General features: G+C 40.3%; 8 protein-coding genes. 2 read left to right on the forward strand and 6 right to left on the reverse strand.

What is annotated here, in order from left to right; genetic code table 11:
• Window positions 1–38 precede the first annotated feature (38 nt).
• From C4S38_RS16265 to C4S38_RS15700, 5 genes are all read right to left on the reverse strand, one after another.
• Window positions 39–2702: a DUF6383 domain-containing protein gene (locus C4S38_RS16265; RefSeq protein WP_103982698.1), complete on the reverse strand. Its 2664-nt coding sequence runs from the start codon at window positions 2700–2702 to the stop codon at window positions 39–41.
• A gap of 626 nt (window positions 2703–3328) precedes the next feature.
• A complete protein-coding gene (locus tag C4S38_RS16270) occupies window positions 3329–6439 on the reverse strand; it encodes a DUF6383 domain-containing protein (RefSeq protein WP_103982699.1) in 3111 nt (1036 codons plus the stop codon).
• A 531-nt stretch (window positions 6440–6970) separates the two neighbouring features.
• On the reverse strand, window positions 6971–7396 hold the full coding sequence (locus tag C4S38_RS04345) for a hypothetical protein (RefSeq protein ID WP_103982700.1): 426 nt from the start codon (window positions 7394–7396) through the stop codon (window positions 6971–6973).
• A gap of 57 nt (window positions 7397–7453) precedes the next feature.
• Complete coding sequence (locus C4S38_RS04350; RefSeq protein ID WP_103982701.1) at window positions 7454–7672, reverse strand: hypothetical protein; 219 nt, start codon at window positions 7670–7672, stop codon at window positions 7454–7456.
• Window positions 7673–7709: 37 nt separating this feature from the next.
• Window positions 7710–7886, reverse strand: coding sequence for a BT4734/BF3469 family protein (locus tag C4S38_RS15700; RefSeq protein WP_146059448.1), 177 nt, complete (start codon window positions 7884–7886; stop codon window positions 7710–7712).
• 18 nt (window positions 7887–7904) lie between these two features.
• Between C4S38_RS15700 and C4S38_RS15705 the strand changes: the two genes are divergently transcribed.
• The gene (locus C4S38_RS15705) at window positions 7905–8114 is read left to right on the forward strand and encodes a hypothetical protein (protein ID WP_146059449.1); all 210 of its coding nucleotides are present in this window, start codon (window positions 7905–7907) and stop codon (window positions 8112–8114) included.
• Between the two features lie 153 nt (window positions 8115–8267).
• Here the strand turns inward: C4S38_RS15705 and secDF are convergent, their stop codons facing one another.
• On the reverse strand, window positions 8268–11264 hold the full coding sequence (secDF, locus tag C4S38_RS04360) for a protein translocase subunit SecDF (RefSeq protein WP_103982703.1): 2997 nt from the start codon (window positions 11262–11264) through the stop codon (window positions 8268–8270).
• 173 nt (window positions 11265–11437) lie between these two features.
• Between secDF and C4S38_RS04365 the strand changes: the two genes are divergently transcribed.
• On the forward strand, window positions 11438–12475 hold the full coding sequence (locus C4S38_RS04365; RefSeq protein WP_103982704.1) for a DUF4468 domain-containing protein: 1038 nt from the start codon (window positions 11438–11440) through the stop codon (window positions 12473–12475).
• Window positions 12476–12485 lie beyond the last annotated feature (10 nt).

The raw sequence follows: 12485 nt of genomic DNA on the forward strand, positions 1-12485 counted from the left end.
AATGATTAATTAGATTATTTGAATAATCCTTTGTATTCTTATTTAACAACTGCCTTAACAGCTGCTTCACCTTCTACAGCTACGATTACAACACCCTGAGGAGCAGCAATCACTTCACTGTCTGAAGTTGCAACGATTGTAGTCTTCTGACCTAATACATTAGATACAGTTACAGCCTTACCAGCAGCACCGTAAACAGTTACGTTACCTTCGCCAGCTACTACACTGATGGTGTTGTCAGCATCGATACCTTCATTTCCTGTTGGAGTTGAAGCTGTTTCGAATGTGATAGGCTGAGCAGCAACATGTGAAGAGAAGATCACTGTTCCGTTTACTACAGACAGAGTCTGAGTAGGAGCATTCATCGGAGTGATAACATAAGCGTCACCTACAACCTTGAACATCATAACTGATTTGTTGTTTTCGCTAGTTACCTGGATAGGTTCGTTAGCCTTTGTAGCAGCATACCAGATAGAATCTTTTACAACACGAGTAGCTACGAATGATGCGCTATCACCAACAACTGATAATCCCTGAGCAGCTCCACCAATTGTCAACGCATTACCAATAACAGTGTCATTGTCTACAGTTGCACCTTTATAGATATAATATCCATAGTTTGTATTGTCGCTACCTCTGTCTACATAAGCAGTATCGATATACAAAGCAAAGTCGTCAGCAGTCAAAGCAGCTTTCAATTCATCGTTTACACGCATGAACTTAGCAGCACCTTCCACATTAGTCAACATGTCATATCCCATACTGATATTATAATGACCACGAGCAACCTTTGCGTAAGTAGGTGCCTGACCACCTTCGATAGCGAATACTGTTTGCTTAGCAGCAACCAACTTGTCATAAGCTACGTCCAGAGTAGAAGCATTCATTACGATAGAGCTATCTGCCAACCAAGTAGTAGTATTTACAGGGTTGATGTTTGATTTTACAATCTGGTAGCCATTACCGTTGATATCAGCTACGAAGAAATAACGCTGTACGCTATCTGCATCTACAGCCATCTTAGTAACGCCTGTGTTTGTAGCAAAGAACTTAGAATCTGCTTTGTAAGGTCTTTCCATTGAATAAGAAACACGCATCAAAGTATCACCCAAAGTACGAGCACCATAAAGAACCGTATCAGCCAGGTTGTTATAACCATCTGAAGACAGACGCAATTGCAATGCATCTTCGAATGTAGATTTAGCACCGTTGATGATAGAATCCTGTACTGTAGACATATAAACATCGTCTGCAGCTTTAGAGATCAATCTGAACGCGATTGAGCCATAACCCATTTCTTCTTTCGTATAGAACTTGTAACCAGTGCTCTTGTCAGCCATGTCTACATCCAACTTAGTGAACAATACAGTGTCAGTGCCTAATCTATAAACACCGGCAGCAGCATCTTTTACAACATAAAGAACTTCTTTATTCTTATATACAGGAGCTATTGCTTCACCTAGAGTTTCGCCATTTAAACCTGTAGAAGTTGCAACAGTTGTAGCTTCACGAGACTGGATAGAGTATGTACCGTCTTCATGATCTTTTACATACATCTGAGTATAAGCAGCATACGGAGTAGCAACAGGAGCATTGTAAACATAAGAAGAACCATCATAAGTCAGATATTTGCCATCATTAGCAGCATTTCCACCTGTACCTTTGAACATCAAAGAGTAAACGCCTGTACCGCCTGCCAATTTAACAGGATCACCTTTCTTGATAGTGATAAACGGAGCTATTACCTGAACAGAGTCAATAGTCAATACTTCATTACTGTTAGCCAAAGTCTTGTAACCTAAAAGATATTTAGAACCTGCAGTAGCTTCAACAATACTATACTTGCCATTTATATCAAATGTAACAAGGCTGTCAGTCAACATAAAGATAGAGTCGTTGCCCAAGTTCATCCATACGTTGAATGATTGCAAACCTGCATTACCCATTTGCATATAACGAGCATCATTAGCAGCAACAACAGTATCCAACTGGAATTTAGGAGTTTTCACAGTACCTGAATAGCTAGCTGTATCAATTGTGATATACTGAGCTGGTTTAGTACCGGCAGCACTTGTTTCCTTACCTTTTTGTTGGAATTTGAATTTAGTAGTTCCCGGAACCAAAGTAGGGATCAGTTCGCTTTCAGTAAAGATGTTAGACTCCTTACCAGCAAATTCGAACTGGAATGTTTCTGCATAGCCGGTCAATTCTTCAACTGTAGTCAGCTTAAGATTAAATGCAGTAGAATCTGTCAACGGAGTAGCATCATCTACAGAATTAGCCATAGCTCCGGCACCCATTTTATAAGCAAGAATTTTGTTATCCGCCACTTTTGCATAAAGAGCTTTACCACTCTTAAACACAAATTCATTTACACCGGCAGCAATCTTTGCAGTAGCTGTTGCACTCTTCGCAAAAGAAAGCATTTGTTTTGTAGCCTTGTTTGTGAAAGTACATACTGTGTCGTTGCCTGTTTCAATTCTTACAATCTGCATGTCCCACAAAGCAGAGTCGGCCATTGCTTTTGTAGTCTCCAATTCCGTAATAGACTTCATTTTAACGGAGTCTACAGCAGGAACATCTTTAGACCATGACAAAGCACTGCCAGCACCATCTGTCAGCAAAACATACTTTGTCTGAGCTGTAGAGACCACTGTTAATGCTGCAAATGCAGCTAAAAGAGTAGAAAATCTCTTGTTCATACTTCTAAAATTTAATATTAATAATAGTGTTTGTTAAAAAATCTGTTTTTCAACCCGTTACGCTTCCAACAAGACATAAAAAGTGACTAGGGAAAACGAAGGTTTTCCCTAGTCACTTTTTTACCTTTTTTCAGGGCATTCGTCATCCGAATCCTTTGTTTTGTAACAGATAGCTTATAGTATTGATAAGAAAGAAGATAGCTAAGAAAAAAAAGACACAAAAAGGGTTGCACAAATAAAAGAAACATGTACCTTTGTGATGACTAATATAAACGTTCGTTTTCCCTAGTCATCGAAAATCCACATATTTCAATAACTATCAGCTATTTAAACCATTTTTTGATCCTCCTGTATTTTACTACTAAATATTAATGTACGCGTACATTAAATATTATCATAAAATAAAAAGCCTCCCCGATCTGATTCGGAGAGGCTTTTGCCTTTTAGCTGTCTTCGTTCCTCACAGATATACAAACAGCCAGAACTTTTAATTTATTACTTTAGTATTAATATTTATCCGCTTGTTCGCCTGTCGCAGGCTAATTGGCTTATAAAGGAGTGGCCTTACAACCACTCCTTTTGCCTCACGGATAATTAATTAGATTATTTATCAATTATGCAATTGCTTACTTCACAACAGCTTTAACTGCTGCTTCACCTTCTACAGCTACGATTACAACGCCTTGAGGAGCAGCAATCACTTCACTGTCTGAAGTTGCAACAATTGTAGTCTTCTGACCTAATACGTTAGATACGATTACTTTCTTACCAGCAGCACCGTAAACTGTTACGTTGCCTTCGCCGGCTACTACACTGATAGTGTTAGCTTCTGTTGATTCGTTGCCGGTTGGAGTATCAACTGTAACAAGAGATGTAGACATCTTTACTGCATCAGGCGAATCAACTACAAGATAGCCATTAATATTAGAAACATATTTATTATCAGCCGTCTTCAAGAAGAATGAACCTTCATTATCACGATCTGATTCCAAAATGAAGCGGAAGTTATTAATACCCGGAAGTATCTTACCTTGAGTTGCATCTTTAGAAGTACCTGCAACCAAAGATACTGTATCCCTATCAGTATTAGTTACGAACAATGAATCTACACCATAACGTTCTGCCGGACGGAACATCAAACGAGCGGCACCACTATATTTGTAAACTGGATTTTCGCTATTAAGCGAATCTTTTGCAGCCCACATATACATGCGTTCACCAGAAAGAACTTTTGTTTCAGATTCTGTTGCAATTGCTTTTGATACATAATATGAAGCAGTTTCACCGGCTTTATAGTTTACAGTATCAAAATAGAATGTAAAGTCGTCTTTAGTAAAGCTTTCAGCCTTTAGACTATTACCTTCCTGAGCAACCACAGCAACATTATTCTTACCGATTGCCAGCATATCGTTGCCGCTCTTAAGTACCTGATGGCCTTCAGCCTTGAAGTTTACAGCAGGAGCAGCCATTTCTTTAAATACAAACGGAGCAACTTTTGATGAAGAAGCCAATGCTATTGTATCCAATGCAGGAGCAGCAGCCTGGGCATCCAATATAGCTACCTTATAGCCATAATCAGCATTAGTTGCCACATAATCAGCAGCTTTAGCAACACCGGCTTTTGTATCGTTCTTCATTGCTACGAAACCAGCAGTATCAACCAACTGATATTGATCCTTTGCGCAAGCCTTGATCAAGAATACAGCAGCACTGTCTGTAGCTTTATAATCGGCAGATGTTGCTTTCATTGTATACTGACCATTTTCTACACGTACCAGATATTTTCCATCTTTATCTTTCATCTTATATGACTGACGATACAACTGAGGAACATCATCTGTCTTAGCAGCACCGTAGGCAGCAGCATTTACTTTTTCAAGATACATTGCGCTCTCATCATCGGCAAGGATTACTTTGCCTTCCTTATTACCCTGAAGATACATATTACCAAGATATTCGTAAGCAGAAGTTACCTGGAACATGATGTTAGGCAATTTAGCTGCTTCATAGAACAAATAACCGCTATAATCTTTATCACCGCTGAATGATACTTTTGCATCAGTCAACTGAATTGTTCCGGCAGAGATTGTAAATGTATCGTCCTTACCTTCTACGGCACCTACGAATCCAGAGTGAATTTTATTACCTGTTGCACGGTTAATAATTTCATAAATACCTTCACCCAATTTCTTAACAACAAACTGAGCATTTACATCTGTTTCTTCAACAGCATCTGCAACAACTGCAGCAGCAGAACCAGTCAAAGCAGCAGCAGTAAACGGAGCTACAGCATACTTGTCTTTATTGTCGCCATCAAGATATTTCAGTGTATATACCTTCTTAACATCGATGTTTGCACCTACCGTAGAAGGAACATCGCCCGCTTTATACGGCTGAATCAACGGATAGAAAGAAGTATTATTATTAGCCGTATCCATTACCAGATAAACAGAAGAACCTAATACTCTCAAAGCAGGAGCCGGTACTGTAAAGTTACCTGCTACCATCTTTGTTGCACCTTCTTGCATTGTAAAGTCGGCAACCAGGCTATCAGAGAATGCATTTGTCTGAGAATCAAACTTAGGCAAGTTGTATGGACGGATAGCAATAGAATCATTTGCAACGCTGACCTTTACAACGAACACAGCAGAACCGATAGGACGGTTTACTTTTCCACCAACTATTTGTTCGCCAGCCAACGGATTAACGCCAAATGTAGGAACCGTATCGGCCAAAGCCAATGTCCAAGCCGGCATTCTTACTGCTTCATCAATTACCATGTTTGTGTCTGCCGGAGCAAAAGAGCCTTTCAGGTAAGTAGTATCAACCACCAATGCTTTCTTGTCTGTAGCAGACCACAATACCAACAAAGAGTCTGCATCATCTACAGAAGGCACCAATTTGCCAAGACCAGAACCGGCAACGCCCCAAGATTTCTGACCTACAGCAGGAATAGAGTCTGCATTTGCAGTACTTTTTACGTTAGCCTGATAAGCTGTCCAAGTTTTTTCTGTCAGGATGTTCTTACCTTGATTTACATCCTGAGGAGCATCTTTCACTTCAGACTGGTTGAAATACATTTTACCACCAAATTTTTTCATGAAAGCATTAAAGTCTTTTGCCGTCAATGTTAACGATTCTTGCGGGTGACGAACGACTAAAGAAGCTGTTACACCAGAAAGTGCAGATGCGGATGTTCCTTTTACCGAATTAAGCACCAATTGATCTGATTCATAAGTCAAATAAAATACGGAGTCATTCTTAAATGCATAGAAACATTTACCATCGTAAGCCCATTCGTCAATACCAGAAGCTACAAATTTCACACCTGCTAATTTACCGTTATTTCCGTCCTTAGAGTTTGTAACAGATGGAACGATCAGCTTTACACCTTGTGTGTTTTTCAATGTGTAAGAACGAGCCGTTCCCGATACTTTTACATTTACTGTCCATAATGTAGAATCAACACCGGCATAGCTAGTAGTGTCAATATCTGCTGTCAAATCAAAACTAGTAGCTCTGCTATTCAGCTTTTTAGAAGCTAAAGTCAAACCATCATTCGACTCTACAACGAAAGCATTTGTGTATTCTTTGCTGCAAGAAGTAGGATCAGCCAACTGCACACGTGTGCCATCCTTCAAATCATTCAGACTTGAATAATACAAACTCTGCGCATTTGCTGATAGTCCACCGGCTACCAGAGCGGTAGCCAAAAGAGTAGAAAATCTTTTGTTCATACTTTTTTTCATTTAATATTAATAATAGTGTTTATAAAAATCTATGATTCAACCATTTTAAATATCAATACCGTACAAAAATGACTAGTGAAAACGATCGTTTTCACTAGTCATTTTTTTGCCTGATTTCGGAGGTTTGTTTAAGAAAGGGATTGTTTTGTAACAGATAAGTTATAGTGTTGATAAGAAAGAAGATACAGAAGAAAAAAAATTAAGAAAAGGGTTGCACGATAAAAAGAAAGATGTACCTTTGCAATGACGAATGAAAACGATCGTTTTCCCTAGTCATTCCATCACCAAGTTTACTTCCTGTTTCTCAAACACTTATATCAAATACCAATATACAATATACATGTATTTTGCAAGTACCCCTTAAAATTATGTACGCGCGTACATAATATATATATAAATGATAAAAGGAAGCGATTTATTGCATTTGTTTATACCCGAAACCGGTTGCCTACCCGGTTTGGTTTGGTTGCCTATTTGTTTTCGATAAAATGACTACCAAAATAACATTAAATATGCAGTCTAATAATAGGTCATATAAAAGTTCACTTTGTCACCTTCTTCGGGGGGTGTTCCAAATCGTGTAATTTCTTCGCCTTTCAAAGTTTTCTCGTAGTGACCGTTTCTATCTGAGGTAGTTAGACCTTTACGAAGAGACTTTTTAAGCAAACGATCCACACTACTCTCGCTCACATTTAAGCTCTCCACGAACACTATCATTTGTGCTCTTGTGAAGCATTTCGGCATGTCTGCAAACAGGTTTAACTGTACATACGAAAAAGTATAAGTTACCTCTTTTTTGCGATGTTCGAGCGACGTTCCTACCATATAGGCATGACGAAGGCAGGTCATGATTATACCAAATGCCGTTTCAAAATCTTCGTCCGCTACCGTCATGTTGCAAACCATCCAACCGGCTTCCGCTTTGCGCAGCGCAGTTAGTATCATACAGATACGGAAAGGGATATACGGTAACGCAATACCACGCTATCACGGTCTTCATTACTAATTTTCTTTATATTCCCGCCAACGATCCAGAATATGCACCATAGATGCCACACGTCCTTTGCCGGAGGCCGATTCGCCTACTATAGAACAAAAAACGGGCGTGAAATAGATAGTACCATTCAGCCTGCCCAATACTCCCGGCATAGCAAAGCTCAGAAGGGTCAGGACCGACAGCAAATCGAGGTCTTTATCCTCCTTTCTACAATCGTTTGGCATCAACTCCAAAAGTGTTCTCGGGAGGTGGTTATAAACGTCATCTGGGAAGCTGCCAAGGAGTCCAACTCACAGCATCGCAAACAGACTGGAAGTAGAAAGCATGACTGTCCGGACTGTCGTTATCACAACTCACCACCAGATGCACTCCTTCTCCGCTCACGCTCACATGTGCAAAAAGGACGTAAGGCAATTGCCTGCAACGGTCGATCAGCACGGCAGGCTACTGCCTTGCATGGTCGATGCCTACAAAGCACAATCCGGTGTAAGCGGTAGCCTTGTCGGACTTTCACTCGCCATCAAAACGTGCACAGACGGTGATGGCCGGCAGGCTTCGCTTAAGGCGGCCGGCTTCATCCGTACGACCTTCCTTGCGGAATCAGCGGATCTCGAAGGTGTTCCGGCGCAAAACTCCATTGGTTATCAACTCCTTTATCTGATCTAAGGTTACTAACTTTTCTGCTTGCTTGACATAAACATTGCAGAAAAACGAAAAGGATTTCTCTCCCATTTCCATTTTATTACTTATTTAATACAAAAAAGGAGACAATTTTCAGATTGTCTCCTTTCACTTTATCTATTAGCCTTTTAAAAACTTTTACTTCCCTGCAGCTTCTTTTACTGCTTTCTTATTGATTTTCTTCTTCTGTAATTCATATGCGATAGGGGTTGCAACGAACAGAGTAGAATATGTACCGACAACAATACCTAACAAGATAGCAAACGTAAAGCTACGAATTGTGCTACCACCCAGGATGAAGATACACAACACAACCACCAACGTTGTTAATGATGTATTGAATGTACGGGATAATGTAGAATTCAACGCATCGTTGATTACCTGATAACGGTCACGTTTCGGGTATAAACCGATTGTTTCACGGATACGGTCGAATACAACCACCGTATCATTGATAGAGTAACCGATAATGGTAAGGATAGCAGCAATAAACGTCTGGTCTACTTCCATTGAGAACGGTAACAGTTTCCATAACAATGTATAGAATGAAATAATACACAATGTTGTTACGGCTACAGAAGCGAATGCTCCAACAGAGAATGATATGTCACGGAAACGAAGCAGGATATAAACAGCCATACAGAACATAGCGAATACTACCGCCAGGATAGCGCTGTTCTTAATGTCGTCTGCCATACTTGGACCTACTTTCTGTGAGCTCTGAATATATGTAGAAGTAAACTGGTCCAAGGTTGTCCCTTCCGGTAGCAAAGGCTTAACACCTTCAAACAATTTGGATTCAATTTCCTGATCTACCGCAGGATTTGCATCCGCAATCTTATAGTTTGTAGAGATACGCACCTGATTGGGTGTACCGATTGTAATAACACTTACCGCACCATCCAACTGGGCATCCAACATATTGCGTACTTCATCGGTCTTAACATTCTGGTCGAAACGGACAACATAGTTGCGTCCCCCCGTAAAGTCGATACCGTTATTCAAACCGATTGTTGCCATTGAGATACCACCCAATACGATGATGACAAGCGGAATCAGGTAACCCACCTTACGTGCAGCAAGGAAGTTGATCTTCGGATTTGTCAACAAGTCTTTCGTGATAGAAGTAACAAATGTTACGTTCTTCAATTTATCTTTAGCCAACAGAGCTTCATATACAATACGTGTTAAGAATACTGCCGTAAGGAATGATGCAAACAGACCGATAATCATTGTGGTAGCAAAACCACGGATAGGACCGGTACCGAAGTAGAACAATACCACACCTGTGATGATTGATGTCAAGTTTGAGTCGAAGATGGCAGAAAATGCATTGCTATAACCATCGGCAATAGCTTTGCTTAACGATTTACCTGCACGAAGTTCTTCTTTTGTACGCTCATAAATCAACACGTTAGCATCTACTGCCATACCCAACGTAAGCACCATACCGGCAATACCCGGCAAAGTAAGGACAGCCTGGAATGAAGCAAGAATACCCATCGTAAAGAAGATATTCAATATCAAAGCACCGTCGGCAATCAGACCCGGAATAATTCCGTAGAATGCACACATATAAATCATCAATAAAACAAGTGCCAATGCAAATGAAATAACACCTGAATTGATAGCTTCCTGACCAAGAGACGGACCAACAACATCTTCCTGTACGATCTGCACAGAAGCAGCCATCTTACCTGATTTCAACACATTAGCTAAGTCCTTTGCTTCTTCCGGAGTAAAATTACCTGTAATTTGTGAACGTCCACCGGTAATTTCCACTTGTACATTCGGAGCTGAATAAACCATATCGTCAAGAACGATAGCAACGGCTTTGCCGATATTATCTTTTGTCAAACGCGCCCAAGCCTTTGCGCCTTCGGCATTCATAGTCATACTAACTAGCTGTTCGTTACGGCCTGCCTCCTGAGAGAAATCGGCATTAGCATCCGTTACAACATCGCCACCCAAAGCAGGAGAACCGTCACGGTTAGTCTGTTTGATAGCATACAAATAGAAATATTGTTCTTTTTCATCAATAGCCTTAACACCCCACTTCAAAGACAGGTTACGAGGTAACACATCTTTTACTTGTTTCATGTTCAGGTATTCGTTGATTTTGTCAATGTCTTTTACGTTAGCTATACCAACAATAGCGCTCGGAACAAGCTGTCCGTTATACTGGTTAACCTGCAAAAGGGCAAACAGCGGATGTTGTTTTGCGAACTCTTCCATATTGGCACTAGCTGCAGCGTCCGGTTTTTCCTGGTGAATCTGAGCCAAAAGAGAATCGGCATCACTTGTTGCAGCGTCTTCGGTTGCAACGGTAGCCGTTTCGGCAACTACTGCAGTAGAATCGGATGTTTCGCTACTTAATACGGTAGCCAATATATTATCGGCAGCAATTAACTGCTGGTAGATTTCAGGCAACTGGTAAGTTTCCCAAAATTCCAAGTTTGCACTACCCTGAAGCAACTTACGTACACGTTCCGGTTCTTTAACACCCGGAAGTTCAACAAGGATACGTCCTGCCGTTTCAAGGCGCTGGATGTTTGGAGAAACCACACCGAATCGGTCTATACGGGTACGTAATACATTAAATGAGTTATCGATAGCACTCTGCAATTCATTTTTCAAAACAGCGATTACCTGAGCATCAGAACTCTGGGGTGTGATTTTATCTTTTAACTCGAAAGTACTGAAAATAGCAGACAGACGTGCACCGTTGTCCAACTTTTTATACTCTTCTGCGAATAAATCAATGAAGTCTTTCTGGCTGGTAGCCTGGTGAGCATATGCCAGATCCAACGCCTTATTGAAGTTTTCGTCCTGATTATTGTTTGAAAGCGACCGGATAACATCGGCAACATTCAACTCGAGAACGACGTTCATACCTCCCTTAAGGTCAAGACCTAAACTGATTTCCATTTCACGGCATTGCTTCAATGTATAGCCCAGCCATACCTTCTGAGTAGATAAAGAGTCCAGATAAGCAGTCTCTTTCGCAGGATCTCCACCTGCATACTCAGCGGCTTTATTGTTGTAATATCTTGTCACAAACGAGAATGACAAATAGAACAAGCAAACAAGCGTAAGTAACACCGCGAAGACCTTCACAAATCCTTTGTTTTGCATTTGAATCTTATGTTTATGTTATTACATTATTTATTTTTGTTTTTTCACAGGGTGCAAATATAGACTTTTTTTCTTTGATAAAGACCAATTAGATTAATTATTTGTCACTCTCATAGTTTATTTCGAACGCAAATGTATATCTTTGTCTGTAAAATATAAAGAAAATTAGAACCATGAAACGACTATTATTGTTATTATTATTTATTCCGGCTTTATTATCAGCCCAGAAAGATCAACAATATCTGGCTGGTGCTGTTCCCGAAATAGACGGCAAAGTAGTATTCACGAAAGAGTTTAACGCGCCTTCTCTGTCGCAAGACCAAATATATGACACTTTGTTAAAATGGGCACAAGAATATTTTAACAATGAAAAAGAACGGGTTGTTTATACCAATAAAGGAAAGGGAGAAATAGCTGCAATAGGCAATAATTACATTATTTTCACAAGTACAGCCATTTCGCTAGACCGTGCACTTATGTCTTTCCAAATGACTATCGAATGCAAAGGACATAATTGTATCATGAAAATAACTGCCATCCGATATACCTACGACGTTTCTTATCAACGGGAACCTGAGAAATATACTGCAGAAGAAATAATTACGGACAAAAATGCAATCAACAAGAAAGGTACGTTAGTACGGGGATTTGCCAAATTCCGCAAATCAACAATAGACTATGTAAACAAAACAATGGACAGTGCATTGGCTGCACTCAATCTTCAGACAAACCCGCAACAGATAGCATCTGCAGTTACAACACCAGTAGCACCAACTGCGCCTACCGCCTCCGTAGTTCCTGCAACCCCTCTTAGTCCGGCTATGACTGCAGAGCCAGCAACTGCCAGCAAACCTATGAAAGGCTTTATCTCCGTAAAACCGGATCAAATACCAAGCACCATACTTCAGCTACTCCCAGACAGCAAAATAACTATCGTGCCGGAGAGTGCAACCGAATTGACCGAAACGAATGCCGCATGGAAAGGAATCAGCACGATATTTGGCAGAAAGGTGGCATCTTTCTCCATTGACCCTAACAGCCATGTTTATAAAGCAATCGGCAACGAAGGGATCTACAAGATATCTTTCCTTAACAAAGATGATGCCAGCGACAACGCATGGATGATAATAGAATGTAAAAAACAAGGAGAAACTCCGGATGGACAACAAGTTTCCATTTTAGGCGAAATTACAAATGTATGGATCAAATAAACAATAAAAG

The organism is Parabacteroides chinchillae (assembly GCF_900108035.1).
GTDB lineage: Bacteria > Bacteroidota > Bacteroidia > Bacteroidales > Tannerellaceae > Parabacteroides > Parabacteroides chinchillae.

What these genes read in the sequence shown, in the direction of transcription:
- C4S38_RS04365 (WP_103982704.1), top strand. Translation starts at nt 11,438, where the DNA reads ATGAAACGACTATTATTGTTATTATTATTTATTCCGGCTTTATTATCA.
- C4S38_RS15705 (WP_146059449.1), top strand. Translation starts at nt 7,905, where the DNA reads ATGGTCGATGCCTACAAAGCACAATCCGGTGTAAGCGGTAGCCTTGTC.
- C4S38_RS16270 (WP_103982699.1), bottom strand. Translation starts at nt 6,439, where the DNA reads ATGAACAAAAGATTTTCTACTCTTTTGGCTACCGCTCTGGTAGCCGGT.
- secDF (WP_103982703.1), bottom strand. Translation starts at nt 11,264, where the DNA reads ATGCAAAACAAAGGATTTGTGAAGGTCTTCGCGGTGTTACTTACGCTT.
- C4S38_RS16265 (WP_103982698.1), bottom strand. Translation starts at nt 2,702, where the DNA reads ATGAACAAGAGATTTTCTACTCTTTTAGCTGCATTTGCAGCATTAACA.
- C4S38_RS04345 (WP_103982700.1), bottom strand. Translation starts at nt 7,396, where the DNA reads ATGATACTAACTGCGCTGCGCAAAGCGGAAGCCGGTTGGATGGTTTGC.
- C4S38_RS04350 (WP_103982701.1), bottom strand. Translation starts at nt 7,672, where the DNA reads ATGCCAAACGATTGTAGAAAGGAGGATAAAGACCTCGATTTGCTGTCG.